This is a genomic window from Paenibacillus sp. YAF4_2, assembly GCF_052113225.1.
Classification (GTDB): Bacteria; Bacillota; Bacilli; order Paenibacillales; family Paenibacillaceae; genus Pristimantibacillus.
In genome coordinates, this window is record NZ_JBFRCT010000001.1 from 364107 (window position 1) to 390212 (window position 26106).

Genomic DNA, 26106 nt, shown 5'->3' on the forward strand with positions numbered 1-26106 from the left:
ATGGAGCAGTCCCCCTTTTTTCTAACGAATCGTCATAATCTCATGGCAGCGGAATAACCCGCCGGAAGCTTTTCCAATTAATTGTATTGGTCAGCATGAGGGTGAAGAAATAGAATAGCATGGATGCGACAATTGATGCGACAGTACTCCATACCATCGTCCAGCCTTGATAGGTGAAATAATGCATGGTCCATCGTCCGCAGAGTGCCATCATGACCATACATAATCCAACCTTGATGTAAGGATCTACTCGCCAATAAAATCCGATTGAGCTTGATATGGAGAAGAAATTAAGCATCATTTGGAGGACCATACCAATCCCGATACCAAATGCGACACCTACGATTCCGAATTGGCTGCCAAATACAAAGATCGAGACTGCCTTAAAGGCAGTGGATATAACAAAATTCCATAGTGCAGCATTGGTGCGGCCAAGTCCAAGCAGGATTGCATGAAGCGGTGCATCGAAATAATGAAAGAAAAACATCGGAGCTAAGATTTGAAGCAGCAGACCGGCATCTGGAGCATTGTAAATGATCGTGGTCAACGGAGTAGCCCATTGAAATAAGATAACGGTAGCCGGAGCGCCTACTAAAAGCCCAACAATCATGGCTTGATTCATGCGTTCATGGATAAGTAGACTGTTCTTACTGACGGCAGCTTCGCTGATGGCAGGTACGAGTGCCGTGGACAAGGAATTCGTAATAAAGCTTGGCATAAATAGAAGCGGAAATGCGTATCCCGCCAGCAGGCCAAACTGTTTCGTTGCTAAGGCCGTACTGATGCCGGCAAGAGCTAGGCTGGTTGTAATGAGTAACGGCTGAAAAGCGCTGTATATCGAGTGAATCGCACCTTGACCAGCCGTTGGTAAACCAAGATGAAGCAGCTCGGATAGTGTGCTTCTTCCATGCTTGATGTGACTTTTCCACGTTTCACCCGCTTCTTTCTTCTCGCCATAAAGCTTGTAACTGGCCGCGAGGAAGAGAAGACTGATCATTTCACTAACGACAGAGGCGGCCATAGCGCCTGCAGCTGCATAAGCTACACCGTAAGGCAGGAGCAGGTGGACTAATGCCAGAACGCATGCGATTTGCACCGTATGTTCTAGAACATCGGATGCGGCGATTGCCTTCATCTGCTGCATGCCACGGAAGTAGCCTTTGAGTACCGCCGAGACGGCCACAATTGGCGCTATTGGAGTAATGGCAAGCATCGCATAATAAGCCCGTTGATCACTCAGTAAGATGGAGGCGATCCATTCAGAGCCAAGCAGTGAGAATGTGGTGAGCGTTACGCTTAATACGGAAGTAATGACGAGAGATATATGTAGAATCCGTCTGATTTTCGCGCGGTCGCCTTGTTCATTCGCTTCAGCCACTAATTTGGAAATCGCTACAGGCAGTCCAAGTTCTGTTATGGTAATAACTAACGGAACAAGCGGATGTGCCATCATTAACAGACCAATGCCTTCCGCACCAAGAGCACGGGCAATGTACATTCCGCTAATAAAACCGAGAATTCGGTTAATGAAAGCGGCAGCCGACAGAACTAACGTACCTTTTACAAATGAAGATTTGGGTTGTGCCATGCGATCCTCCTGAGAAACAATCGAATACTTAAGTGTATTCATCGATTGGAAAAGCATGCGAACAAGCTGATTGGTTAGCTTCACTAGTATAATTTAGTAGATGACATCTCTACGGAGGTAACGTTTAATAGGAAGGACTACTTATTAGAAATGAGGACTACTAAACTTGAATCAGGCTAGAATGTACAAAATCATTTCAATTATATTGGCATTAGGTTTGATAGGTTTCATGATGTATGGACATTCGTTACATAAACAATTAAACGAATACGAGAAAGAAAAACTCCAAGATACACGCACTTGGGTACATATGCAAATGATGTATACAGAAGTGTTGGATCGTGAACTGGCCAACGTTCTAGCCTCCAATTCTTCTTCCTATTACAAAAAATATTTGAAATCTGCTTATGACACAGCTTCATATATGACAAAATCGTCCTCGTTTAATCCACCATCAGCTGTATTTAGTGATTTTCAGTTTAATTATGCTGAGTCATTTTGGAGAGAAGCAGCAAGTTATTTAGGCTATTTGGCAGATGATGAAGCAGATACTCTAACGGAGGTTCAGCGGCAGAATTTGCTAGAGATGCGGAACTACACACTGAAAACAATTCCGGTGATGCATCAAATGTTCAAGGATGTGTTATTTGCTCCGCATGTAACAGAAGTTCCTTCTGAGGAGCTGAGTCAAATCCTAACCCCTTTAACAAATGACATTAAACCTTATCTCTCATTTGGTGATGAGGAACCTTTGTTTAATGAGTATCTTTACCGATTACATCCTTACCAGCCTCATGATAAGACTCTTCTGTTTGAAAAAGAAAAACGAATCCATAAAGAAGAATTACAGACTAAAGTGGTCTCTTTTATGGAATTACTGTGGAAAGATAAACGTGATAATCAAATTACCTCTAGCGGTGGAGGTTCAGCTCCCGACTTTGGAGACAGTCTCAAGTTTTGGTCAGGTAACAGTAAGAAAATGTTCTACGAAGTTGAAATCAGCGTTGCAGGCGGACATATCTTACGTATTTATCCAGCTGAAGATGGACCTAAGAAGCTTGATAATGGAAAATTGACTTCGAGCGAGGCTAAGCAGCTGGCCCAATCTCTCGTCACTGGCTGGGGAGAGGCTCCACTTGTTGTCGATCATACTTCAACAAAAGGATCTATTCTATATGTAACCTTTGTTCCTGAAATTGGAGGGGTTCATAATACGGACGCACACCTGGATGTTTCCATTGATATGGAAAAAGGGATCTTGAACTATTTTGATACGACAATGTATTATTTGAATAAAGATAGAAGTGATCAAGTAGTAGCAGCAGTGTCACCAGAGGAAGCGTTAAAACAAGTTAATGACAAAATGGAAGTTACCGGTGATCCAACATTGATGAAACGTGATGGGAAATTGGTTTACTCTATTGCTGTAAAAGGTTATGAGAAGGTTACAAAGGTCTATATTAACGCAAATACCGGAAAACAAGTTGATATTGAGTATGAAAGTGAATGGTCGAATTAATCAGATCACAAAAAAACCTGCGTGCCCAAAATGGCATGCAGGTTTTTTGCGCTTACGCTTGGTTATCTAGGCGTGAACCCTTTGATCTAATATCTCCTTCAGCCTTTTGATATCTTCCCTAGGTGGAAAGCCAAACATACGGGAATATTCACGGCTGAACTGGGATGCACTTTCATAACCTACTCGGAACGCCACTTCAGCAGCATCTGCTAATTCGGTTAATAGGAGGTGCCGGGCCTCCTGTAGACGCAGCCTTTTCTGAAATTGAATGGGGCTCATCGCTGTTATCTCTTTGAAATGCCGGTGAAAGGTTGAAACACTCATGCTCGCTGTGTCTGCAAGTTCTTCAATTCGTAAGGACTGATCAAAGTGTTGAATGATTTGCTCGATGGCGTCTTTGATTCGATAGGTGCTGCTACCCTCCATGGCAATTTGTGCCAACGCAACTCCATTTGGCCCTTGCAGCAGTTTATATAAAATTTCTTTGGTGTAGATCGGTCCGAGGTAAGCAATATCCTCTGGTTGTTCAAGCAATCGAACGAGTCTAAGGACTGCATCAAGTAAAGTTGACTCAATTTGGCCGACGAACATAGCTCGGGAAGCATTTTCTTTTGAGGTGATTTGAATATCCGAGTCCTTCAGTACCTCTAAAATTTGATTTTGCGTAAAATCTAATCTCAAACTCAAATATGGAGCCTCGGAGGACGCTTCGATAATCTGGCCCATCACCGGCAAGTTCATAGAGGTAATCAGGTAGTCGGCAGGACCATACTCGTATCGTTCCTGTCCCAGTAATAACTCTTTCTTCCCTTGCGCCAAGAAACAGAAGGCAGGTTTGTATATTCTATGGAGCTGCTCCGTTACAGTCGAACGTTGAACAAAATAAAGGGACGGAACAGCTGTCTCGTAAACGCCGTCCTTATCGGAAAAACTTCTGATTCGCTGGGCAATTTCATTTCGCTTTTGATCAATGGTTTCAGACATAAATTCACTCCGTTCCACAACTTCATTACTCGTTACATTATAAGGCAAAATTCACCTAATGAGAAAGTGCAGTGAGAGAATTAGGCAATCATATGGGAAGATAGGGATATTGCTCTCTATTTCATTTGGTGCATAATAGGAGAAGCTCAAAAAAATTGAAAGAGGGCATATAACTTGTACTTCCGTATTAAAAACTTGTTTGCGATCAAAGGCTACCGTTTATTTGTCTTATGTATGCTGCTGCTCGGAATTGGTATATCGATAACATCACCTTATCTATCCCTTTACGGTACGGAAGTATTGGGGATGAGTACAGGAGCATTTGGTGTATTTATGGCTATTAGTTCCTTAAGTGGCGTTATAGTCAATTCACTGATTGCAAGGCGCTCGGAAAGAGGAATGGATCGAAAAAGAATTATTATTCTAGCTACAGTCTCTTCCGCATTAGCTTACATTTCGTACTTATTGTTTCATAATTATTTTGTTCTCATCATCATCGTTACCTTATTTAATGGTGTGGGGGCTTCTACCATTCCGCAGCTGTACGCCAGTGCGCATGAAGCGGCATCAGACAGTAAATCGGATGATAAGACGTTCGCGATCTCTACCATGCGTTCGTTGTTTTCACTCGGATTCCTAATTGGACCATTAGGCGGGGCAATTCTGTTAGGTGCTCAGGATTACAAGGGACTTTTCTGGGGGACAGCTATTATCTACTTGATTATTGCATCACTTGTACTCTTGTTTCTGCAAAAACGAGTATATAGTAATACGAAGAAAATTAAATTAAAAAATGTTTCCTTTTTTAATAACAAAGGGGCCAGTTCAACCTGTTATTGCTTTTATTTTTCTGTTTGCTATTAATGCCATTAACAGTATCAACACGCCATTATTTATTGTGAATGAATTGAAGGGTTCACATACCGAAGTGGGGCTAGTGGCAAGTATTTGTGCCGGTCTGGAGATCCCGATTATGATCGTACTGGGAGCTTTGAATCGCAAAATATCTAACAAAGTGCTGATGATCAGCGGCTGCATAATAGCAGTCTTATATTATGTGATTCTAAGTGTATCCAGCCATTCCTGGCAGTTAATCGCAGCACAACTCCTGCAGGCGACGTTTGTCGCTATTGTTATGGGCAATGGGCTCAGTTATTTTACAAGCATGCTGCCAGATTCTCCGGGGCTTGCAACCACGTTTTATGCTAACAGTTCCACCATCGGACGATTAGTAGGGAGTCTAGGAGGCGGCTTCCTTGCTCAGTTTATCGGGTTTCGTTATGTAAACTTGGTATGTCTCGCGATGGCTGTCCTGACCTTCTTTATCTTTTGGAAAATAAGACGCCAGGAAGAACTCGTCCAATAATAGGACTTGACCTGGAGTTAACTCCAAATGAGATAATACAAAATGATGAACCAATATCAATCAGAAAGCAGGGATACATATGGAATATGTGAAATTAGGAAATACGGGGCTGGATGTTTCCAGACTATGTCTTGGATGTATGAGCTTTGGTGATGTCGATAGATGGAATCATCCGTGGATACTTGATGAAGAGAATAGCCGTCCTATCATTAAAAGAGCATTGGATCTAGGAATCAATTTCTTTGATACGGCGAATATTTACTCCACTGGAGCAAGTGAAGAAATTGTTGGTCGAGCGCTCAAGGATTACGCTAATCGGGATGAAGTCGTCATCGCTACTAAAGTGTTCTTCCGTATGCAAGAAGGACCTAATGGCGCGGGTCTTTCCCGTAAATCCATTATGACTGAAATTGACAATAGTCTTAAACGGCTTGGAACAGATTATGTAGATCTGTATCAAATTCATCGTTGGGATTACAATACACCGATTGAAGAGACGATGGAAGCTCTGCATGATGTCGTTAAGGCAGGTAAAGCAAGATACATCGGGGCATCTGCTATGTATGCTTGGCAATTCCAGAAGGCACTGCATGTTGCCGAGCAGAACGGCTGGACGCGGTTTGTTGCGATGCAGAATCACCTCAATCTCATGTACCGGGAAGAGGAGAGAGAGATGATGCCGCTTTGCAAAGAAGAGAAAATCGGTGTCATTCCATACAGTCCGCTCGGATCTGGACGATTGGTCCGTGAATGGGATACTGTTACGCATCGTTCACAAACCGACGCAGCGCAAAAAATGAAGTATGACTCATCGGCAGACGTAGATCGGTTGGTAGCGGATCGAGTTTCCATAATCGCAGAGAAGCGTGGCATTCCTCGTGTACAAGTTGCTCTTGCTTGGCTGTTGCAAAAGGAACCAGTGACGTCTCCGATTATTGGTGTAACGAGCAATGCACAGCTTGAGGAGACAATTGGCTCAATTAAGATTACGTTAACACCGGATGAGATTAAATTCCTTGAGGAGCTGTATATTCCTCATCGCGTAGTAGGCGCATTGTAAAAATAAAAAGCTGGTTCCTTATCGGAGCCAGCTTTTTGTGTGTAATTAATTGGTTGCCAGTAATTTAGCATTAGCTTCTGCATCAAACAGGGTGCTTTTCCCATCCTCGATAATGATTGCTGACTTTGCTTTCACGGATTGACCATCCGCATCGACGGCATCCTTGTCAGAGAAATTGACAATCACCTTTAAATGATCACCATACTGCGCGCTTTGCACCAATCGGTCATCAGAGAGGACCGAGAAATTTGTCATCTCCTGTGTAACAGCCTTGCTGTGGAAAGGGGACCATATCTTCAGAAAACCCGTAATGCTTGCTTGCTGCTTGTCCCAAGCTTCTGAATCTAGATGGTACAATGGGGGTGCGTTATACAGCAGCTCATACAACATTCGCTCTGCCTCTGCACCTTTGATTTTGTAGCTTCCCCATTCCCAATGATTAGTTGTAATGATGGAATCATTGTAGACCAGCTTGTATAGGGGAAGAGAGTAAGTGGGGTCTAGGTACACTTTATCGTACAACGGTTTAATTGGCACCGCTTTGCTATAACGTTCCGGAACACCTATCATGGCATAATAACCGCCAACATAATAGGAGCTGTCTTTATTTTTACGCATATCGGCGTCTCCCCAGGCAATAATCGGGCTTTCTATCCCTTGAGCATAGGCGATTACGCTGCTTGCATAATCATTGCCGCCTTCAGATCCAACGACCATCTGTTTATCCTTCGCAAAATAACTAAGACGCTGGAGCCTTGCCTTCAGATCCTCCGCTTGTGTGGTGGTATGATTTTGCGAGTAATCATCGAAAATCTCCCCAGTAGCATCACAGTCTACAAACCAAGAATTGAATGCAATTCCTTCCTGCAGAATGCTTTCGGCTCGCTGCTTGACGCTTGCCATTGCGAGTGTTGGGTTCAGCTTGCGCCCACGGTTTAGAAAACCAGCAACTTTCGAACCGTCCTTGCGGGTAATAGTTGCTTGAACATACAGGGTTGAATCCGCGAAGGACGCGGTGTTCCAGGATGGATCCGGGTTCTCCTGAATGGAGTGGTATGAGTCATAGGGTGCGATGAGATAACCATCTTTCACCGCTTCATCAACCATCTCTGGATTTATTAAGCCGTCCGCCCAATTGGAGAGACCAATCCATGCTTTATCAATACCAGCTTCATGCATGTCTTGGATCAGCCCAGTTGAACCGGCTTGACCCCAGCTTTTCAGATCAGTGGCAGCATCACCTAAAGCATCTTTTAGAAGAAGCTTGTTCAATTCGTACAGCTTTTGTTCACTGAGGCTGGACACACCTTCTTGAATTAGGGCAGTGGCCTCTTTTCCTGGATCAGGGAACATGTCAACCGAGTAGAAATCCTTCATTCTGACAGCCTGATTAATCGCGTTCAAAATAACCTTCTTCTGATACTTATCCAGATAATCCTGTTTTGAAATCTGCTCAAGCGTATCGGCAAGCTCGCTGCTGCCATCGGTTGTTTCATCCATAAGATGCTTGAGCCATATGCCAAATTTGCCGGCCAGCACAGTTCTCATATTTGGCCAATTTACGTTCTCATCTGTCAGAATAGACGGGCTCCACAGATAAATTTGCGGTGCTCCATACAGCTTTTGAATATTAGGGTTTTGCAAAGCTTTTTCTTCCAAAGTGACGAAGTTGCCACTCTCAATGACGTAATTTTTGTAGGGCTGAACGACCTGCTGAGGATCATTGCCCGTTACGTACAGGCGGAAGCCATAGCTTTTGTCCGGATTAATGGTTGGAAAATCGTGAGTGAACTGCATTTGTACATATGGCTCTGTATCGAAATGGACCTCGTCGTTATATTTGTTGGTGACCAGATAAACCATGGAGAATGACTTATTGTTCAAGGCGAAGAAATCCATGGAAAATGATTCGCTGAACGTATAGCTCTGATCCTTCAGAAATGTTCTCCAATCCTTGTCATCTGCCGGGATCTGCTTTCCTTCTCCCAGCGGAAGCATGTAGCTGTCAGCTTGTACAACTGGCCATTGGAACGAATCAGCTCCGATAGATTCCAGCTTAATATCGAGGTAATTATTTTTCTTGGCAATCGTAACCTTCATCTGCCCCGGGTAAGTCCAGGATACAGAATCATCGGTCTTAACCAGGTTGCTTACGTTGGCTTTCGGCAGAGGCAGGGATGCTTGTTCTCGTACACCATCTTTGATAATGGTTAGTGCGAAGGTTTCTGGATCTACCTCGAACTCAAATGGTTCACCTGCCAGTATTACGGGATCTTCGACGGGTATGACAGTGGCCCCTGTCTCATTAGGCGGGGTAGAATTGTTTCCACTATTCGTACACCCGGATAACCCGGATAATAAAGCGGCAAGCAGAGTAGATGTGACCATCCACGTGAAGTTAAGCAAGTTTTGGTTAACGGAGGAAAATCTTAATTTACTTAGAGAAGGCAAGCGGGTAAATAAGCTTTTTGATCAAGCTAAATTAAAGTCCAGCTTCCTGGTTAATTTTTTGCCATCAGGTGGGAATGTGCTTGCTGTTGGAGAATCGATATCCTATTCAACCGAAACCATTGGCATCGTAAATCGGTTTAATCTATATATTTGGTCAGGTATGTTGCTGTTATTGATTCTTCTGTCAGTTTTGTACACGACAAGGATCGTGAAACCGCTGGCCAAGCTGAATGAAACAGCCAAATCGATCGCCGAATTATCCTTCATTCATGCAAATATACGTACAGGTGATGAGATTGAATCTCTTGCCGACAGCATCAATAAGATGAGTGATAAATTGAAAGCATCTCAGCAATCGCTGGAAGTAAGAAATACGAATTTGCGAACCTTTATTGCCGATGTATCACATGAGCTGAAGACACCTCTGTCTCTGATCAGGGCTTACGCTGCTGGAATACAGGATGGACTGGATGATGGCACATTTGCGGAAGTGATCAAGCGTCAATCGGAAGAGATGGGGAGTATGATTAATCAGTTGTTAGAGCTGTCTAAGCTGCAGACGGAATCGTATGAGCTGGAACCAACCGACTTCCACCAGCATCTAATCTCAACCTTAGAGGAGTATCATATTGTTTTCGGTCAGAGGAACTTGAAGTTAATTGTGGAAGATGAGCTCCCTCCTGAAGTTTGGGTCATGGCAGATCGCCGCAAGCTTGAATCCGTGCTTCGTAACTTATTGACTAATGCGATGAAATATACGGAAGGTAATTGGGTTGCTGTATCTGCAAAAGTGGGATCTAATGCTGTTCATTTTCGGATTGCAAACGAAGCGGATACAAGCAATAAAGCTAAATGGGAACGGGTGTGGGAACCCTTTTTCGTTATGGAAGAATCCCGAAGTAAACAGCTAAGCGGGACAGGACTAGGACTATCCATTTCCGACACGATTCTGCAGAAGCATAAAGCGTCTTACGGACATGAGGTGAGGGAAGACAGAGTGGAATTTTATTTTTCCATTGATCTCATTAAGAGATGAAAATACAGACGTCTTTTACCCAAATTGTACGAGAATTAGTGTATACTTTGTAAAAGAAATAAATTATTGGAGGAATAACGGAATGGCTAAAACAAAAGTCCCAAAACGACCTACTCGCGATGAGTTTGTATTAGAGGAGATAGGGAACCAACTGTCTGAAGCCTTCCATGAAGGATCTACAATCGTTCTGACGATTTGGGGCCGAGAAGAGCCCGTTCAAGGCATCATTAATCATATGGATTCCCGTACAGGTAAAGTTCATGTCGAGACTGCTGCAGGAACTGATAAGGTTCCTTTCATGGATATTATGAAGGTTGATTACCCAAGGTATTGATGTGAAAGTCGCTTCTTAAAAGCGGCTTTTTTCTTTGTTAACCTAAAATGCAGGAGGGATTCCATGAGAATCAAAGCCATCTTCTTCGACTTGTTTGAAACACTTATCTCCGAATTTGAGAATGGCAGCAGGAAAGCACCGCGTTCTACATTATTGGAAGAACAGCTGCAGGTGGATGCCAAAAGGTATAGAGAGGAATGGAACTCCCGGCAAGGAAAAAGAATGGATGGCACCTACACAGATTTCCCTTCCGTTGTAAAAGAAATACTAGATGTACTCGATCATCGTGTTGATGATGAAATCATTGAAACCTTACACAAAGAGCGCATAACAGTGAAAGCAATTCCGTTCAGCAATATAGATAAGAACATCATTCTTATGCTCGAAGAGCTAAAGCAGCTTGGCCTGAAAATTTGTCTTATAAGTAACTGTACGCCAGAAGAAGTAACCGCATGGCATACCTCAGAGCTGGCCAAATACTTCGATGATGCTTTGTTCTCTTACGAAGTTAAACTTGCTAAACCAAATCCACAAATTTATCAGCTTGCGTGCGACAGATTGAGAATTTCTCCTGAAGAATCGTTATTCATTGGGGATGGAGGTTCGAATGAGCTGAATGGTGCCTCTAAAGTTGGAATGAATGCCTATCATGCTACATGGTTTATACCACCATATATCAGTGAGCGAATAACGGATTATCCGAAGCTGATGAAACCAGCTGAATTGATTGATTTATCCCGCAAGTTGGTGCTTTGACAAGAGTGCCTTCTTGCGGGTTTTGCATTGTCCGTAAATGGTGATATTGTTAATACAAGGAATAGGATGATTCCGTGTGTCACTGAAATGTCAGTGTGACGTCAGTACAAAATAGTGTTAATCATCCACCGTTTGAGTTACGATACAGATTGAAGTGAATTCCGAACACCGATGGCAGGAGTCATCGCAAACGGAGGGGACAAGACTTGGAAAATTATGCATGCTTATATATCATTCGAGGCGAACCCTACCGAACGGGCACCTGTGTGAATCTAACCGCGGATGAAACGCAGATTGGAAGACAATCCAATCTGTTGACTCCGGATCTAGCCTTTACGAATCCATTTATCTCAAGGCAGCATGTTGTTATTCGCAAAGAACAGGACAAAGCGGTATTGTATGATCTGGGCAGCCGCCATGGAACGGAAATTAACGGAGTACGGGTAACGCCGCACACTCCATATATCTTGAACAATTTTGACATAATCAGACTCGCCAACGGGATGAGCGTTATTCACTTTTCCTATATGTTCGCCGATCAGACTCTTGAGATAGAACCGCTCAGCATCACGATGCAGCTCAATGTTTCGGACCTTCTGCCAACGATTCATTGGGAAAAACGAGAATGTGTGGTTGAAGGCAAGCGGATACCGATGTCTGAGAAAGAGTATTTGCTGCTTCGCATCCTGAACGAGAGTATAAACAAGCTCGTTCCACTTGAAGATATTAAATCTCAAGTATGGCCGGAACGTCCTGCAGGAGAAGAAGGTATCCCGGACGTTACGCTTGATGAAATTAATACACTCATCTACCGGGTGCGGAAAAAATTCGGCAAAGATACCTTTCTTATTAGCGCAGTGCGCGGCAGCGGTTATGTGCTGGAATCAGAATTAAATTCGTTATAACGAAAGTGGGGATAACCTCATGAAATATATTCAAGCAGAGTACTCAGGACCGTTAAACGGAACGGTGCAAATACCAGGTGCGAAGAACAGCTCTTTGGCGCTGCTCGCCGCTGCTTGCCTGGCCGACGATATTGTAACACTCGAGGGCATACCTCGTATTGATGATGTTCGAATTATTTCAGAGATTTGCCAGGATATCGGCATGGAGATGAAGATGGAAGGCGGATCGGTTACCATTGACCCTCGCTGGATACATAGTGCCGTCATTGACCCGGGCAAGGCATCGAGCTATCGTGCTTCTTATTATTTTGCAGGTGCGCTTCTGTCGAAGTTCGGAAGTGTGACGATTGGCATGCCGGGCGGAGACAATTTTGTCTCACGGCCTATTGACCAGCATATCAAAGCGTTTCAAGCGCTTGGAGCGCAGGTTCAAATTTTCGAGGACTATTATGTCGTTGAAGCTTCTGAGCTGAATGGTGCAGAGATTTATTTCGATACGATTACTTCGGGAGCGACGATCAACGCCATGCTGGCAGCTGTACGTGCCAAAGGGCGGACGCTGCTGTGCAATGCGGCGGTTGATCCAGAAGTCGTCGATACGGCAAATTTCTTGAATCGGCTTGGTGCTCGAATCTATGGGGCAGGAACGGACCGAATTCGCATTGAAGGTGTCTCTTATTTGAACGGTGGAACACATACGGTGATTCCGGATCGTCTTATTGCGGGGGCTTTTCTAATGTCGGCGGGGATCAACGGTGGTCAGGTTACCGTTATGGATGTCATTCCTGAGCATCTAGGCTCATGCCTATACAAGCTGCAAGAGATAGGAATTCATATCGAAACCGGTGAGAACCATATTACCGCTTACGGATCGGGTACTTTAAGGGCTACACGGATTCGTACAGGCATGTATCCAGGTTTTGCAACCGACTTACAGCAGCCTATGACTGCTCTGCTCCTGCAGGCGAAGGGCAAAAGTATTGTGACGGAACGAGTCTATCCGAAGAGATTCGCCCATGTACCGCAGTTGCGGCGGCTTGGCGCAGAGATAGAACTGCGGAAAGAAAGTGCCTTTATCCGAGGCGGACTTCCACTGCAGGGTGGTTGGGTCCATGCAACGGATGTACGCGCAGGTACCAGCTTACTATTAGCTGGTTTAGCCGCAGAAGGCAATACATGTATTACAGGGCTCGAGCATATTGAACGGGGATATGAGGACGTTATTGGCAACTTCCGATCCATCGGTGCTAAGCTCTCTATCCGAGAACTGGATAGTCAGGAGATGCCAGATATAATCAATCTGCAAGGCTAAAATAGGGCGGGCATTCGGTTAATAGCATATTAACTGAATGCTCTTTTTTTGTTTACGTAATTTTCATTATGTAAACTATTTAGCAATACATATTGCCCATAGGCATCTAAATTAGCCGTATTGAATATCTTAGTCAACAATCATGGTGTTCAGTATCATCAAAAAAGAATTATGGATATTACGAGAGAACAGTTGATTAATACCTTTCAAACGAATATAATATCATTCTTTGATATGACTAAAGCCGCTTTGCCACATCTCTGCGCTGGAAGTACGATTATCAATACGACCTCAGATACAGCCTTCTCCGGCATGGCCAATATGATCGATTACACGGCAACGAAAGGCGCTATCGTCTCTTTCACACGTTCATTATCCCTGCAACTTGCTGATCAAGGCATTCGAGTAAACGCGGTAGCGCCTGGACCCACATGGACGCCATTAATCCCAACCGCTTTTACGGCAGAAGAAGTGACGACATTTGGCACGGATGTACCATTGAAACGGCCGGGGCAGCCTTTCGAGTTAGCGCCAACTTATGTGTTACTTGCATCAGACGACTCTTCTTACATATCGGGGCAAATTTTCTTTGTAAATGGCGGCACGATCGTTACTTGATCCTAGTACGAAGGTGTCGTGCGGGGTTAAAGTTCCTTAAGTGACGATTAGGAGAAACTTGATTGACGATGTACCAATAATTTGCTAATATTTGAAGGTGAAGAACATATGTTCTTATCTGTTGGGTCCAAATGGAAGCGATAGGGCTATGAATTCTAGACTATACAACAGAACAATGTTATGTTACGATGACATACGAAGCTTACAGTTATTGAAAGTTTAGATCGTTACGAATCTCGAAGGTGAACGTTACCTTGTTCTTCGGGCTTTGTGGCGGTTTTTTTCGGGTGAGGTGCTAGGAAACCTGATTTGCTAAACTCTCAATCAACAGAATCGAGTTTGTTATTAGTAACGCTGAGAGTAGGGAAATGGTGTGCGTAACATTGTTTCGAGACGTTTGCAGTGTGTTTACTATCTAGCAAAGCTCGTAAGACATTCCTGAAGGAATTCAAGCTTCAAAGGGTAACTTACTAACACTTATGTTAATGAAGAAAGGTTGCGTGCAAATTGATCGCAAATAAGAAAAGCAACGTTGGACTAGTAATCGCAGGTCTGTTGCTAAGCATTCTGATGGCCTCGATGGACAACACCATTGTCGCTACAGCAATGGGCAATATTGTCGCAGAACTTGGCGGCATGGACAAATTTGTGTGGGTCACATCTGCCTACATGGTAGCGGAAATGGCGGGCATGCCGATCTTCGGAAAGTTGTCCGATATGTATGGCCGTAAGAGGTTCTTCCTATTTGGTATCATCATGTTTATGGCTGGTTCCGTGTTATGCGGTACCGCAGGTTCGATTACTGAGCTTGCCATGTATCGTGCCGTTCAAGGCATCGGGGCAGGGGCGATGATGCCAGTAGCGTTCACCATTATGTTTGATGCTGTTCCACTGGAGAGCAGAGGCAAGATGGGCGGTATGTTCGGGGCAGTCTTCGGCATGTCCTCCATTTTTGGACCTTTGCTCGGAGCATATATTACAGACAATTTCGCTTGGGAATGGGTATTCTACATTAATCTCCCGCTTGGTGTCATTGCTCTTTGTATGATTGGTTTCTTCTACAAGGAATCAATGGAACACTCCAAGCAGCCTATCGACTGGTATGGTGCGGTGACCCTGATCGGAGCAATCGTCTGTCTCATGTTTGCTCTTGAGCTTGGCGGTAAGACTTATGCTTGGGATTCTGTACAAATTCTGGGGATGTTCGCGGGCTTTGCTGTCTTGCTTATCACATTCCTGTTCGTGGAAACAAAGGTCAAGGAGCCAATCATCTCTTATGCTTTATTTAAGAATCGGTTATATTCTACCAGTATTCTAAGTGCGTTGTTTAGTGGTGCGGCGTTTATTGTCGCTTCTGTATTCATTCCGATCTTCATTCAAGGTGTGCTTGGTGGGTCAGCGACTAATTCCGGCCTCGTGCTGTTGCCGATGATGTTAGGCACGGTTGTTACAGCGACTTCAGGCGGTTTCCTGATGACAAAAATCCCTTACCGGAACATCATGGTCGTTACGTTCATCATCCTTGTCATTGGATCTATTCTGACTACAACTCTTACGGCTGATTCATCCAGATTAGTCGTGACAATTTATATGATCCTGATCGGTCTTGGTATCGGAGCATCCTTCTCCGTACTTGGAAACACAGCTATCCATGGTCTGCCTGCAAGGCAGCGTGGTACCGCAAGTTCGACACTTAACTTTATCCGGTCGCTTGGTATGACGATTGGTATTACGATCTATGGTATTGTACAAAGTAATCTCTTCTCCAGTAAATTAACCGATGCCTTTATCGCAAGCGGTCAAACTGCGCCAGAAGGCGGTATGGAATTCAAAGATCCACGTGAAATACTGACTCCGGAGGCAAGGGAGCATATCCCAGCTGATGTATTAGATAAGATTGTTCACTCGTTGTCCGATTCAATCGTTGGTACTTTCGCTTGGGCCATTATTCCTGCGGTTCTTGCCCTGTTTGTTTCGTTCTTCATGGGCCGAAGCAAGCTTGACCCAACAACGGAGATGGAAGAGCAAAGCTTCAGCGGACACTAACTAATAGCTAAAGGTTATGAAAAATGCAGCCGTTCAAACGGCTGCATTTTTTTGTATAAAAGGATCAAATAGTTAGCTTTAGTCGATGTTTTTTTCGTCATAAGGATGGTGAGCGAAAAGGAATGGCTTAAATTCCCAAATCAAAGTAAAATGGTACATATTAATTGGAGGAGGCGGGTTGACGTATGTATGAATACATTTTTGTTGAAACCTCATTAGGTGGTGTTTGGTCTAGACCACAGCATCAAGAAACTATTCAAGAGTATGCCGCTGAAGGCTGGCGATTCGTACAAGTGGTTCCACTAAATTATGATGGGCACGGGAAACCGGGCTCATTTGAGATCGTTTTTGAAAGACCAGTAAAGAAGGAATAGTGGATTAGGAAGTAGAGGAGGATCAAATTGAAAGCGATTCTACTTACGGTATTTTTTCTATTGGAACTAGCTGCGATTGCTGTATTTAGCTTTTGGGGGTATCAGATTAATGCAGGGATGGCAGTCAAAATCATCGTAGCTGTCGCAGCACCGTTGGTTACAATCATACTATGGGGGATGTTCCTCTCACCAAAAGCATCGGTTCCAATCTTCTCCTATCAAGTAAGAACAGCGTTTAAATTATTCGTATTTATTGTGGCATCTGCTGCAATATGGGCAGTTGGACAATTTATGCTTGCGATTATCTTTCTGCTGTTATCTCTTATTGTCATTGCATCGGTCTTCTTATTAAATTTACATGAAGTGAACAAAGTGAATTAGAGGGCCGGTCAAAAGAAACATAGGCTTTATCACAAAGTTATAATACATAAGGAGGTTCATATTTATGGATGTGAATACAACTGTTTCGGTTTTCTCGGCTTTTTCTATAATCATGATCATTGTATACGGATTGTTTATTTTACTTGGGATATACGCTCTTTATCTATTTATTAAACTGATGATTCGAGGAATTGCGGCGCTGGATATTTATCTGGATGAGAAGAGAAACAGAATGTTGTAGACAGTATTATCAAGGAAGCTGCCGCTTAAATGCCGGCAGCTTCCTTACATTTTCAATGAATTCAGGCATTCTGTACGACTTGATCGATGATGCCGTACTCGAGTGCTTCCTGGGCAGAGAGAAAGTAGTCACGGTCCATATCCTTCTCGATTTTGTCGAGTGGCTGTCCGGTTCGATCAGCAGCAATTTGGTTCAGCCGTGACCGAGTATCCAGAATACGCTTGGCGCTGATCGCAATGTCGCTCGCTTGTCCCTGCGCGCCGCCATGCGGCTGGTGAATCATAATTTCGCTGCTTGGCAGCGCGAATCGTTTACCCTTAGCTCCTGACATTAGTAGGATAGCCGCGAACGAGGCGGCCATACCGACACAAATCGTATGAACTTCTGGCTTAATGTACTGCATCGTGTCATAGATCGCAAACCCAGCTGTGGTCGAACCTCCAGGTGAGTTGATATAGAGGCTGATTTCTTTGTCAGGGTCTTCGGCCGCAAGGAACAGTAATTGTGCGATAATGCTGTTCGCGACCTGATCATCAATGGCTGAACCGAGGAAGATGATTCGATCCTTCAGTAACCGGGAGTAAATGTCGTAAGAACGCTCCCCGCGAGTCGATTGTTCAACAACATATGGAATGAAACTGCTCATGGTAATCCCTCTTTTCTTTTGCTTTATTTGATGTGACTTACAATTCGTAAACGAGAGGAGGAGCGTAAAAGATACGGTAAAAATATTTCTGAGCACCGCGTATCTTTTTCTAGGGTTCATTCGTTTACGGTAATAAGGATGCGTATAATGGTAAGTATCGGAGGTGCCTGAAATGGTGGAAGCGATTAAGAAAAACGTGGAGATTAAACGGCTTCAAGGAGTGCTTGGCCGTTATTGTCTAACATTAACGAAATCCCGCTGGGAAGCAGAGGACTTGGCACAGGAAACATGGCTGAAGGCATTGGATTCCCTGCAACCCTTGGATCATATTAACCCAGAGGCTTACTTAATGAGAATCGCGCGTAATGCGTGGATCGATCGAATAAGGAAACAATCCTCTAACGCCCGTATGATGAAGGCTGTACAAGAATCCATGGAGGTTCAGACCGTGCCGGACAACAGCCGTATCGGAACGGAGTTAGCTATGCAGGCGATTATGACTTACCTTTCACCACTTCAACAAGCAGTTTTTCTGCTAAGGGATGTTTGTGGCTATTCATCAGCAGAGACAGCTATAAGGCTTGGTTTAACGGTAGGCGCAGTTAAAGCTGCCCTGCACCGGGCTCGTACAGCACTTCCGGCTGTGAGGAAAGCCATTGATGGTGGCACATTAAAAGCTTCGAAGGACGAAGGACTGCTTGATGTCTTACGCTCGCTCGCTATTGCTTACGAAGTCGGTGATACAGAAGCGATGCTTGCTCTAGTACAGCAAGGGGAGATGGAACCGGCATCGGCGATCGCAGTGCTGCAAAGTAGAAGACTGCGTGCTTCCGGTACGGCAACTCGTCGCAGCAGTTCGTCACCGCTTATGAGTCTCGCAGCTTAATTATAGAGAGAACGAAAAAGGCAACCGGTTTGTACACCGATTGCCTTTTTTAATTTAGATACTCTCAATAGATTTCGTCATTAGAATATGTGGGATACCGTCCTCCATAAAAACATCCGATGAAGTTTGATAGCCAAGTTTTAAATAAAAACCCTCAGCTTGTGTTTGCCCGTGTAATTTAACCTTGGACACTCCCGTTTCTAAAGCGATATCTTCCAACGCTTTAATGATGGTTTTACCTAGGCCAAATTTCCTGTAAGGCTCTAAAATGCAAATGCGCTCCAACTTGCCTAAACCATCATGAATTCGAAGTCTTCCAGTTCCTACTGGCTGCTCATTATAATGTACGAGTACATGTTCACAACGTCCATCTAGTGTATCAAACTCATCTAGTTCATCCTCAAGCGGTACGCCTTGTTCTTCTACAAAAACTTTTATCCTAATATCAAAGGCTGCCTTTAAATCCTCAGTCTTTGTGATTCTAGTTGTGTTCATTTATTCTCAGCCTTTCTGGAGTTAGTGTAGGAATATATAATGAAATCAGGAACTATTTGAGTATATAGCAAACTCTAATTGTTGTAAATGCAACAAAAGACAGTATTATGGGATATTTCAATCAAACTATTGGGATAAAGCCTTATGGAAAGAAAGTTGTCCCGTTAAGTTTTTGTTTCAGGTTTAAGGGCTATATGGATATCGCAAATTGGGCAGAAACGAACAATGTGAAGATTGTCAATAAAGATTTTATGAGGTGGATATAAATCGGATACATAATAATTGTTATGTTAACTATGATGGATTACCAACGCAACTATAGTTAACAGTCATTAAAATGTGAGTGCACGATCAGTGGAAAAAGGATGTTAAATAACCTTTGTTTCAGTTACGATAAATAAGGAAATCACAAATGAAATGCAATGCACCCAAGAAGCCTCTGACAAATCAAATGTCAGGGGCTTTTTTTCGAAAGGAGAAGAGATAGATGGGCTCACGGATGATGCATTACTGTATCACAACCGAGATAAACAAACATTTCTATCAATCGAAAGAAATCAAAATTCATTTAGGGGGACTTGCTCCTGACTTAACACATCCCATTTATGCGCCGAAAGCACTTACTCACTTTGTACAAGTCAGCGAGGATGGCAGGAAGCGAACCGATTACAATCTATTTATCCAAAAGCACAAGGAGTATTTTGATGATTCCTTTTACGTTGGTTATTTAAGCCATCTTGTTGCAGATTCCCTGTGGTATGACATGATTTATTTGAAACAAATAAAATGTCTTCCAGAAAGCGAAAAACAAAGTGCGATCGAAAAAGGCTATCGTGATTTTAGACGATTGAACAAAATGCTGTTAGACTATTATCCATTAATCCCAATAGGGGACATACCTCTAGTAGAGAACAGTAATATTGAAGGACTGTATACAGAATATCTTCCAGTTATTGTGAAGCAGTTAAATGATGATTTTCAGGTTGAGCAGCCAACGGAACCGTTAGAGATATATAACTTGGAAAATATGCTATCCTACCTACGATTATCGATTTCAGAAACCATTAAATTACTGAATCTAATACTTAGGTAGTCTGAATGCCATGAAAGGTTACAAAATATATATTATGTTAACTATTAAACAGATCCAGCACCAATAGGAGTTGGATCTGTTTTTATGCTATAATAAAGTGCGCAAAATCAGAGTTTTGCGCACTTTCATATGAGATCGATTTTTTTATACATAAGGTGGGGATTGAGTTGAAGCGGCAGCAAGAATTAGAGGAACATTATGGAAAAATGACTCAGGCCTTTCGCATTTGGATGAAGCAAGCCGGCTATACAGAAACAACTCAGAAGGAATATATGAGAGAAGCATATGGCTACTTAGAATCGCTGGAAGGGGCGGAGGTAGAGCAAGCCGCAAAAATGCATGTTATTTCGTTTCTTGTATCCAAACAGCGCGGAGCAGGAGATCGGGCAAGGAATCGGACATTATCGGCGATTCGATCTTTCTATACAGCGCTGATTGATTTCGAGCTCGCCGCACGTAATCCAGCTATGGAAGTGAAGAAGTCAAAGACCGAGAAAAATAAGAAGCCGGTATATCTGGAAGAGGATGAGCTGGCGGCAAGTCTCGCTTTCATAGATGGGCGTTACCGAGCCCGCAATATCGCTATTTTCCTACTGATGAGTTATTGCGGTCTGCGGGTCGGCGAGGTGCATCGGTTGAACCGGAGCGATTTCAATTCGGTAAGAGGGACAATCGAGGTGTTTGGTAAAGGGCGCAAATGGAATGAAATCCCTGTGCCGGAAGAGCTGGCGTCGGTGCTAACCGAAGTAGCTCAAGATCGTATTACCCCTTACAAGGAACAAGAAGATGCTTTATTCGTGTCGCAGAAAGGCAGGAGGCTATCCATCCGGCAAATTCAGAAAATCGCCAGCCAAACCTTTGAAGCATTCAAGAGTGAATATCCGAATGCCGCGAACAAGAAGCTTTCCTGCCATAAGCTGCGTCATACGTTTGCTACGATTTTGCTCAAAAACGGGGTAGATATCCGTGTGGTCAAGGAACTGCTTGGTCATGCTTCTATCGAGACAACAATGATCTATACCCACGTTAATAACGAGCAGAAGAAGGAAGCGATGGCAACCATCCGACTTCCTATAAACATCTAGTCTTGGAGTTGTGGTGAACGCTTCGCCTGGTGCTGCCAGAAGGAAATCACATCTTTTGTATCAGTGGCCATCCCAAAATAAGTATCAATGGTCTTAATCGTCATATCATGTTCTTCCTGCGAAAATGCAGCACAGGAATCTTTCAAGAAAACAATACGATAATCCATCATAAAACCGTCTCTAGCCGTTGATTCTACACATAGATTGGTGCTCACACCAGTCATGACTAGGGTTTCAATCTTTAAGGTCTGAAGAACAGACTCCAGTCTTGTATGAATAAAACCACTATATCTATGTTTCTTAACAACTATATCGGTAGAGAGTGGGGCCACCACGAAAAATTCAGCTCCCCAGCTTCCGGTATGACAAATCGGGTTGACCCCATCCTTGAAGCGAGATAGCCAAACTTCAGAATCGGTAGCCTTCTCATGATTGGTCTGCAGGAAAATAACAGGAATCTCATGCTCCCGAGCTGACTCTAACAAGGCCTGCAAATTCGGCATCATTTTATTGACAGCACTAACATCAATGCCGGTTTTGGCGATTGCACCTTCCGGATGGCAGTAATCATTTTGAACGTCTACAACAATGACAGCTGTGTTCTTCTGGTCCAAATTCTGTTTCAACTTTTCCATGGTTTTTCACCCTCATGTTTTTGACACTTATTTTTCCATATTGAGAAATAATTATTACAAGAATTCAGAATAAATAATGGGATTTTAATAGTTTTATAATATAAAAAGCTGGTGAGCCTTTAGAAGGGAGCACCAGCTTTCACATTGATCACGGTGACTTGACGGCACCATTTTTCAATATAGACAAGACGTTATGAAGCCATTGTTCCGATGCAACGGCTTCAGGTCGAAACAGTAAACAATAAAAATAAGCACCGCTAATTAAGTCAATGAGGTGTTCCTCATCTGTAGCTTCACGAATATCGCCTCGCAGTTTACCTCGCTGAATAATCTTCATATACGCCTGTCGTCGTGGTGTAATAAAGTTCTCTGTATACTCAGCTATTAACTGCTGCGAATCGATCATACCCGCCATCATTTTATTGGCTCCCGAGGAAAGATTGCCAAATCTGTTGCTGATTGCACTAAGCATATTCGTTAACAAGACATGCAAGTCAGTCCATGCATCGCCTGTATCAGGGATATCCGTTTGCTCCGCCGTGAAACCAAAAGCATCGGAGATGAGATCTTCCTTGGTAGGCCATCTGCGGTAAATGGTTGGTTTACTAACACCTGCCCGGACAGCGAGGGCATCCATGCTGAAGTTTTGTAAGCCGAACTCCATCATTAGCATGCGGGCTGATTCTAGAATATTGTTATCTGTTTGTTTGTTACGAGGCCTTCCCGGTTTTCGCTTTGGCAGATCTGCGCTCACCTTTTATTCTCCTTATGAGATAATACCTAATTAGATTGAAATCGTATCATGAGTTTTCAATAGTACAATTGATAATTGCTCTGGTGCTGCTGTCAGCAAACGTTGTTGAATATTAGGAGTTTCTCGATAAAGTGGGGGAGAATGAATGGCACGATGATGGATAGGGACCAGCACTTTGGCTTCCAAGAGGGTTGCAGCCGCAATCGCTTGTTCGGGAGATAATGTAATCGGTTGACCACTTGGGGTGAGTCCAGGAAACTCTACGACGGCAGCATTAACAGGCAGGCAAACCGCATCGAAGGGGCCATATTCCCGTACCATTTTCCACCAGTATCCGTGCCACAACGTATCGCCGCAGTGAATAATTGTTTTATCCTCGCTTTGTACAATCCATGATATTTGCGGATCACCAACGCCATCCACAGAGTAGGAGGCGGTTGCTGTAAGGGCACCGATCTGCAGCTTTTGTCCTAGTGATACACCCTCAAGATTCGTCGAATCTCCTGCAAATTTTAAGGATTCGTTGAACATGTAGACAGGAATATCTGTGCCGTAGAATAGAGCAATGGCTTCAGGATCATAGTGATCGCCATGATGATGGGTAATGAGTACGGCATCAACTGGGCCAAACTCGTTCAAAGGAATAAGGGGTTCATGTGATTGACCAAATTTGGCGGGAAAATGGAATAACGGATCAATAACAACGCTTGTGTCTCCAACTTGCACGCGTATGCCAGCCCATGGAAGCTTTTGAATGATCATTTCTAATCAACCCTCTCCAATTATGTTACTACACCGTTTCGTAAATATAATATGAGGAAATGGTTATTTATGTCAATAGATCAATTTCAATATTTAAGTAACATAATTAATGTTATGTAAACTAAATTAAATGATATCGATGTATAGCATAAAAAGGCAACAGCCATAGGGAGAGGAAATAAACCCTGGACTGCTGCTTTTTATTTGGTGTCTCATTCTACTTTTGTGGTGTCAACTTGTAAGCAACTTTTTCTTCGTCGCTTAGAGTGACAAAAGTTGTTGCACTGCGAAGGAAGGTTGTACCATCAGCAATACGGACGATATCATCGTTGTATGCAATGATAGGCAATGGTGGTCTCAATCTCATTCGATCCTGATAAACCATAATAGGTTCTTTTGCAGACATTGCACTACGAATTTCGGCGTCCGTTTTCAACTCTCTTACAGTTGAGGACTGAGGTGTTTCAATCATATACAAACCTCCATCAATTTTTTAAGGCAAACGGTAGCAACAGGTGAATCGTGCAGCAACTTGAGAAAGCCAGCATTAGAGTTACTAGGATGCCCCAACTATGTAGAGATCATTCAATAAAAGGAAATAGGGTACTACATAAGTTAGAACTTACAGACCGTTCCTCCGCGCAGTATGATGCAAGTAATTCAATACTGTGGTAGGGAGGAACTTTCTATGCAAATCCCATTCAGTCAGCTGTTTATGAGAAAAATCATCAGCGCGTCAATAGCAAGCTTCTTATTCTCCATCATCTATGCATGGCTGGAACCCGATCTATTCGATATTAAGAATATTCAATCTATCGGTGTCCATATTCACGAAGCATTAAGCGTAACTTGTGTATACTTGATGTATGCCGCACCAGCTATTTACACCTACGGAACAGCGACCTCTCTACTTAGTGAATGGATTGCATGTGCAGTTACTCACCGCCAATGGCTACGACTGATTATCACGACCTTATTGCATGGTATATTCGGGTTAATAGTAATGTATATCAGCCTCTTAGCAGCCGTCATTTTCTTAATCTCCGATACTCTCATTGCATTAATTCGAAAAAAACCACTCACCAAAGAAATTACTCTTACAAGTTTAATTCTACCTCTTGCCTTATGGATTGCGACCCTTATTTATAGCAATATTACGGGATAAAGTCAACCTCGACGAATAGAAGACAGGAGGAGCTCGCCATAAGCGGCTCTTTTTTCTGTTCGTAGCCAGAGTTAACCTATCCCGCAACCTTTCTTATAAACAACGTCTTATTATTGTGTGTAAGGGAAAAAAAGGAAAACAAAAGTGAGGGTTAAATATAAATATGATTCGAATTAATCGTTTGTTCATGATAGTAAGAAGAACACTTCTCGTTATCCTACTCCTCATTCTGCTGCTGTATTATATCCAGGATTGGCTGTCGAGTAGTCGGGAAATTAATGATCCGATAAAAGCAGTTAGTGCAGATGGTGAGTTTACGAAATTGGAGATTGGCAAGACGATGAAAATCGATAATAGTAAATTCACTGTTGATGAGGTTTACGTTACAACGGAGCACATCCTACTGACTTATACGTATCGTTCTAATCCAAGGAATTCATGGTCCTTTCCATCGATGACCCTTAAGCTTGAGACTCCTGATGGTCAAGATTTAGAAAGTCATAGCGCTGGCTCCCACGGTACCAGTTGGGGGGGACGAGGATATATCTGGTTCGACGTACCGGAGCACACAGTTGAGTCAGCAACGATAATATACGATCATTATGATCGGCATTTCACCTTAGAGATCCCTCTTGTGAAGGGGGTGGAGTAAGATGAAGAAGCAAACGATCATTGCAATGATAGAATGGATATTGGTTGTTTTCTTACTATGGTTGTTTATCCATGCTGACATCTTACCGACTGGCAGCCGTACCCCTGAAAAAGCACATCAACTCTCGGAACAAGGCTTTCATTATGGCCCCTCGATTGTTGTACGAAAGGTAACGGTTCCTTTCGATAAGGATCAAGTCATCTTCCTTGGAATATACAAAGATTGGTTCTCAGCGGACACGGTCCAAAAGAAAAGGGGAGGATGGTTCCCTGGTGGAGGTGTTGCTGGTATTAAAATTGATCGCAGCAAAGCGTTCTCCTATAGCTGGGAAGGCGTCAATTCTAGGAGCGGTTCTTTTATGACCTATAAAATTTTTGGGTATGTGATCGATGACAAAATTACTCGAATTGAACTAACAATGAAGGAAAAAGATATGGACAATCTGACGACAATTGCTCAAGATATAAAGAGTGATAGAATGTTTTTATTTATTTTCAAAGGGGATTACACAGGCAATCCAATGAAATCACTTAGAGGTATGGATCAAGCAGGCAAGGTTCGTTATGAGGAACAGCTCTATTAATAGAATCAGATAACTTCGTTTTTATCAGAGCGTGTTTGTTCGCCATAGGCGTTCGAATGCGCTTTTTGTTGTTTTTAGGGTGCAAAAAGAGTCAAAAAGTATGGTATCACTTGTTTATGGGGTGATAATCTTTGCTTTATTAGGTTGTGATAACCGCCCTGATCGAAGAGAATGGGAACCATCAACCGTTGAAGGGAGGTTAATCGTTCAATCAATAGCGAAGTAACTTTGACAGGCATCCCAGAATCCAGCCACCCATGCATTCACGCTACCCAATCGAGAAGGAGAAGTGAACATTCATGCGCAGTACGGGAATAATAAACAAACCGCTATTTATCCTCTTCATGAGCTTTATACTGGCTCTTGGTAGTATGCCGCT

At 43.2% G+C, this 26106-nt stretch carries 28 protein-coding genes and 1 pseudogene; 20 read left to right on the plus strand and 9 right to left on the minus strand.

Annotated features, from left to right (window positions below; all coding sequences use genetic code 11):
- Positions 1–40: 40 nt before the first annotated feature.
- A complete protein-coding gene (gene spoVB / locus AB4Y93_RS01755) occupies positions 41–1588 on the minus strand; it encodes a stage V sporulation protein B (protein WP_441888349.1) in 1548 nt (515 codons plus the stop codon).
- A gap of 166 nt (positions 1589–1754) precedes the next feature.
- Here spoVB and AB4Y93_RS01760 point away from each other — a divergent pair, with 166 nt between their 5' ends.
- On the plus strand, positions 1755–3107 hold the full coding sequence (locus AB4Y93_RS01760; protein ID WP_441888351.1) for a PepSY1/2 domain-containing protein: 1353 nt from the start codon (positions 1755–1757) through the stop codon (positions 3105–3107).
- Between the two features lie 66 nt (positions 3108–3173).
- On the opposite strand, the gene AB4Y93_RS01765 is transcribed toward AB4Y93_RS01760, so the two are convergent.
- On the minus strand, positions 3174–4091 hold the full coding sequence (locus AB4Y93_RS01765; RefSeq protein ID WP_441888353.1) for an AraC family transcriptional regulator N-terminal domain-containing protein: 918 nt from the start codon (positions 4089–4091) through the stop codon (positions 3174–3176).
- 174 nt (positions 4092–4265) lie between these two features.
- Between AB4Y93_RS01765 and AB4Y93_RS01770 the strand changes: the two genes are divergently transcribed.
- From AB4Y93_RS01770 to AB4Y93_RS01780, 3 genes are all read left to right on the plus strand, one after another.
- Positions 4266–4955, plus strand: a complete 690-nt coding sequence (locus AB4Y93_RS01770; RefSeq protein WP_441888355.1) for an MFS transporter — start codon at positions 4266–4268, stop codon at positions 4953–4955.
- Positions 4885–5457: an MFS transporter gene (locus tag AB4Y93_RS01775; protein ID WP_441888357.1), complete on the plus strand. Its 573-nt coding sequence runs from the start codon at positions 4885–4887 to the stop codon at positions 5455–5457. Before AB4Y93_RS01770 ends, AB4Y93_RS01775 begins: the two co-directional genes overlap by 71 nt.
- 79 nt (positions 5458–5536) lie before the next feature.
- The gene (locus AB4Y93_RS01780; protein ID WP_441888359.1) at positions 5537–6517 is read left to right on the plus strand and encodes an aldo/keto reductase; all 981 of its coding nucleotides are present in this window, start codon (positions 5537–5539) and stop codon (positions 6515–6517) included.
- Between the two features lie 45 nt (positions 6518–6562).
- On the opposite strand, the gene AB4Y93_RS01785 is transcribed toward AB4Y93_RS01780, so the two are convergent.
- The gene (locus tag AB4Y93_RS01785) at positions 6563–8905 is read right to left on the minus strand and encodes a glycoside hydrolase (RefSeq protein ID WP_441888361.1); all 2343 of its coding nucleotides are present in this window, start codon (positions 8903–8905) and stop codon (positions 6563–6565) included.
- Here AB4Y93_RS01785 and AB4Y93_RS01790 point away from each other — a divergent pair.
- The 10 genes and pseudogenes from AB4Y93_RS01790 to AB4Y93_RS01835 all read left to right on the plus strand — a co-directional run bounded on the left by AB4Y93_RS01790 (position 8838) and on the right by AB4Y93_RS01835 (position 16971).
- Positions 8838–10004: a histidine kinase dimerization/phospho-acceptor domain-containing protein gene (locus AB4Y93_RS01790; RefSeq protein WP_441888363.1), complete on the plus strand. Its 1167-nt coding sequence runs from the start codon at positions 8838–8840 to the stop codon at positions 10002–10004. The genes AB4Y93_RS01785 and AB4Y93_RS01790 overlap by 68 nt on opposite strands.
- Positions 10005–10086: 82 nt before the next feature.
- Positions 10087–10338 carry a YolD-like family protein gene (locus AB4Y93_RS01795; RefSeq protein ID WP_167275394.1) on the plus strand — a complete coding sequence of 84 codons (252 nt, stop codon included), beginning with the start codon at positions 10087–10089 and terminating at the stop codon, positions 10336–10338.
- A 63-nt stretch (positions 10339–10401) separates the two neighbouring features.
- The gene (locus AB4Y93_RS01800) at positions 10402–11094 is read left to right on the plus strand and encodes an HAD family hydrolase (RefSeq protein WP_441888365.1); all 693 of its coding nucleotides are present in this window, start codon (positions 10402–10404) and stop codon (positions 11092–11094) included.
- A 206-nt stretch (positions 11095–11300) separates the two neighbouring features.
- Positions 11301–11999, plus strand: coding sequence for an FHA domain-containing protein (locus tag AB4Y93_RS01805; RefSeq protein WP_441888367.1), 699 nt, complete (start codon positions 11301–11303; stop codon positions 11997–11999).
- A gap of 19 nt (positions 12000–12018) precedes the next feature.
- The gene (murA, locus tag AB4Y93_RS01810) at positions 12019–13311 is read left to right on the plus strand and encodes a UDP-N-acetylglucosamine 1-carboxyvinyltransferase (protein WP_441888369.1); all 1293 of its coding nucleotides are present in this window, start codon (positions 12019–12021) and stop codon (positions 13309–13311) included.
- A 120-nt stretch (positions 13312–13431) separates the two neighbouring features.
- Positions 13432–13929, plus strand: a pseudogene (locus AB4Y93_RS01815) (SDR family oxidoreductase); the annotation flags it as partial.
- Between the two features lie 507 nt (positions 13930–14436).
- A complete protein-coding gene (locus tag AB4Y93_RS01820) occupies positions 14437–15975 on the plus strand; it encodes an MDR family MFS transporter (protein ID WP_441888371.1) in 1539 nt (512 codons plus the stop codon).
- Positions 15976–16160: 185 nt separating this feature from the next.
- Positions 16161–16349, plus strand: a complete 189-nt coding sequence (locus tag AB4Y93_RS01825) for a DUF4177 domain-containing protein (protein ID WP_441888373.1) — start codon at positions 16161–16163, stop codon at positions 16347–16349.
- Between the two features lie 27 nt (positions 16350–16376).
- The gene (locus AB4Y93_RS01830) at positions 16377–16730 is read left to right on the plus strand and encodes a YrdB family protein (RefSeq protein WP_441888375.1); all 354 of its coding nucleotides are present in this window, start codon (positions 16377–16379) and stop codon (positions 16728–16730) included.
- Positions 16731–16794: 64 nt separating this feature from the next.
- Entirely contained in the window at positions 16795–16971 is a 177-nt protein-coding gene (locus AB4Y93_RS01835) for a hypothetical protein (protein WP_441888377.1), read from the plus strand.
- Between the two features lie 61 nt (positions 16972–17032).
- Here the strand turns inward: AB4Y93_RS01835 and clpP are convergent, their stop codons facing one another.
- On the minus strand, positions 17033–17617 hold the full coding sequence (clpP, locus tag AB4Y93_RS01840; protein ID WP_441888379.1) for an ATP-dependent Clp endopeptidase proteolytic subunit ClpP: 585 nt from the start codon (positions 17615–17617) through the stop codon (positions 17033–17035).
- A 172-nt stretch (positions 17618–17789) separates the two neighbouring features.
- Between clpP and AB4Y93_RS01845 the strand changes: the two genes are divergently transcribed.
- The gene (locus AB4Y93_RS01845; protein WP_441888381.1) at positions 17790–18503 is read left to right on the plus strand and encodes an RNA polymerase sigma factor; all 714 of its coding nucleotides are present in this window, start codon (positions 17790–17792) and stop codon (positions 18501–18503) included.
- A gap of 54 nt (positions 18504–18557) precedes the next feature.
- On the opposite strand, the gene AB4Y93_RS01850 is transcribed toward AB4Y93_RS01845, so the two are convergent.
- Positions 18558–18998, minus strand: coding sequence for a GNAT family N-acetyltransferase (locus AB4Y93_RS01850; RefSeq protein WP_441888383.1), 441 nt, complete (start codon positions 18996–18998; stop codon positions 18558–18560).
- Positions 18999–19485: 487 nt separating this feature from the next.
- Here AB4Y93_RS01850 and AB4Y93_RS01855 point away from each other — a divergent pair, with 487 nt between their 5' ends.
- A complete protein-coding gene (locus AB4Y93_RS01855) occupies positions 19486–20091 on the plus strand; it encodes a hypothetical protein (protein ID WP_441888385.1) in 606 nt (201 codons plus the stop codon).
- A 167-nt stretch (positions 20092–20258) separates the two neighbouring features.
- Positions 20259–21176, plus strand: coding sequence for a tyrosine-type recombinase/integrase (locus AB4Y93_RS01860; RefSeq protein WP_441888387.1), 918 nt, complete (start codon positions 20259–20261; stop codon positions 21174–21176).
- On the opposite strand, the gene AB4Y93_RS01865 is transcribed toward AB4Y93_RS01860, so the two are convergent.
- The 4 genes from AB4Y93_RS01865 to AB4Y93_RS01880 form a co-directional block, all read right to left on the minus strand.
- Positions 21173–21811 (minus strand): cysteine hydrolase family protein, encoded by a 639-nt coding sequence (locus AB4Y93_RS01865; RefSeq protein ID WP_441888389.1) that lies wholly within the window; start codon positions 21809–21811, stop codon positions 21173–21175. The genes AB4Y93_RS01860 and AB4Y93_RS01865 overlap by 4 nt on opposite strands.
- 148 nt (positions 21812–21959) lie before the next feature.
- The gene (locus tag AB4Y93_RS01870; protein WP_441888391.1) at positions 21960–22565 is read right to left on the minus strand and encodes a TetR/AcrR family transcriptional regulator; all 606 of its coding nucleotides are present in this window, start codon (positions 22563–22565) and stop codon (positions 21960–21962) included.
- Between the two features lie 30 nt (positions 22566–22595).
- Complete coding sequence (locus AB4Y93_RS01875; RefSeq protein ID WP_441888393.1) at positions 22596–23327, minus strand: MBL fold metallo-hydrolase; 732 nt, start codon at positions 23325–23327, stop codon at positions 22596–22598.
- A gap of 217 nt (positions 23328–23544) precedes the next feature.
- Positions 23545–23799, minus strand: coding sequence for a hypothetical protein (locus tag AB4Y93_RS01880; protein WP_441888395.1), 255 nt, complete (start codon positions 23797–23799; stop codon positions 23545–23547).
- 216 nt (positions 23800–24015) lie between these two features.
- Here AB4Y93_RS01880 and AB4Y93_RS01885 point away from each other — a divergent pair, with 216 nt between their 5' ends.
- From AB4Y93_RS01885 to AB4Y93_RS01895, 3 genes are all read left to right on the plus strand, one after another.
- Entirely contained in the window at positions 24016–24492 is a 477-nt protein-coding gene (locus tag AB4Y93_RS01885) for a hypothetical protein (protein ID WP_441888397.1), read from the plus strand.
- A gap of 163 nt (positions 24493–24655) precedes the next feature.
- Positions 24656–25144: a hypothetical protein gene (locus AB4Y93_RS01890; protein WP_441888399.1), complete on the plus strand. Its 489-nt coding sequence runs from the start codon at positions 24656–24658 to the stop codon at positions 25142–25144.
- 1 nt (position 25145) lies between these two features.
- Positions 25146–25727 carry a hypothetical protein gene (locus AB4Y93_RS01895; protein ID WP_441888401.1) on the plus strand — a complete coding sequence of 194 codons (582 nt, stop codon included), beginning with the start codon at positions 25146–25148 and terminating at the stop codon, positions 25725–25727.
- The last annotated feature ends 379 nt before the right edge of the window (positions 25728–26106 follow it).

What these genes read in the sequence shown, in the direction of transcription:
- AB4Y93_RS01880 (WP_441888395.1), bottom strand. Translation starts at nt 23,799, where the DNA reads ATGATTGAAACACCTCAGTCCTCAACTGTAAGAGAGTTGAAAACGGAC.
- AB4Y93_RS01800 (WP_441888365.1), top strand. Translation starts at nt 10,402, where the DNA reads ATGAGAATCAAAGCCATCTTCTTCGACTTGTTTGAAACACTTATCTCC.
- AB4Y93_RS01780 (WP_441888359.1), top strand. Translation starts at nt 5,537, where the DNA reads ATGGAATATGTGAAATTAGGAAATACGGGGCTGGATGTTTCCAGACTA.
- AB4Y93_RS01855 (WP_441888385.1), top strand. Translation starts at nt 19,486, where the DNA reads ATGGGCTCACGGATGATGCATTACTGTATCACAACCGAGATAAACAAA.
- AB4Y93_RS01835 (WP_441888377.1), top strand. Translation starts at nt 16,795, where the DNA reads ATGGATGTGAATACAACTGTTTCGGTTTTCTCGGCTTTTTCTATAATC.
- AB4Y93_RS01895 (WP_441888401.1), top strand. Translation starts at nt 25,146, where the DNA reads ATGAAGAAGCAAACGATCATTGCAATGATAGAATGGATATTGGTTGTT.
- AB4Y93_RS01795 (WP_167275394.1), top strand. Translation starts at nt 10,087, where the DNA reads ATGGCTAAAACAAAAGTCCCAAAACGACCTACTCGCGATGAGTTTGTA.
- spoVB (WP_441888349.1), bottom strand. Translation starts at nt 1,588, where the DNA reads ATGGCACAACCCAAATCTTCATTTGTAAAAGGTACGTTAGTTCTGTCG.
- AB4Y93_RS01885 (WP_441888397.1), top strand. Translation starts at nt 24,016, where the DNA reads ATGCAAATCCCATTCAGTCAGCTGTTTATGAGAAAAATCATCAGCGCG.
- AB4Y93_RS01850 (WP_441888383.1), bottom strand. Translation starts at nt 18,998, where the DNA reads ATGAACACAACTAGAATCACAAAGACTGAGGATTTAAAGGCAGCCTTT.
- murA (WP_441888369.1), top strand. Translation starts at nt 12,019, where the DNA reads ATGAAATATATTCAAGCAGAGTACTCAGGACCGTTAAACGGAACGGTG.
- AB4Y93_RS01775 (WP_441888357.1), top strand. Translation starts at nt 4,885, where the DNA reads ATGTTTCCTTTTTTAATAACAAAGGGGCCAGTTCAACCTGTTATTGCT.
- clpP (WP_441888379.1), bottom strand. Translation starts at nt 17,617, where the DNA reads ATGAGCAGTTTCATTCCATATGTTGTTGAACAATCGACTCGCGGGGAG.
- AB4Y93_RS01890 (WP_441888399.1), top strand. Translation starts at nt 24,656, where the DNA reads ATGATTCGAATTAATCGTTTGTTCATGATAGTAAGAAGAACACTTCTC.
- AB4Y93_RS01825 (WP_441888373.1), top strand. Translation starts at nt 16,161, where the DNA reads ATGTATGAATACATTTTTGTTGAAACCTCATTAGGTGGTGTTTGGTCT.
- AB4Y93_RS01785 (WP_441888361.1), bottom strand. Translation starts at nt 8,905, where the DNA reads ATGGTCACATCTACTCTGCTTGCCGCTTTATTATCCGGGTTATCCGGG.
- AB4Y93_RS01865 (WP_441888389.1), bottom strand. Translation starts at nt 21,811, where the DNA reads ATGGAAAAGTTGAAACAGAATTTGGACCAGAAGAACACAGCTGTCATT.
- AB4Y93_RS01845 (WP_441888381.1), top strand. Translation starts at nt 17,790, where the DNA reads ATGGTGGAAGCGATTAAGAAAAACGTGGAGATTAAACGGCTTCAAGGA.
- AB4Y93_RS01875 (WP_441888393.1), bottom strand. Translation starts at nt 23,327, where the DNA reads ATGATCATTCAAAAGCTTCCATGGGCTGGCATACGCGTGCAAGTTGGA.
- AB4Y93_RS01765 (WP_441888353.1), bottom strand. Translation starts at nt 4,091, where the DNA reads ATGTCTGAAACCATTGATCAAAAGCGAAATGAAATTGCCCAGCGAATC.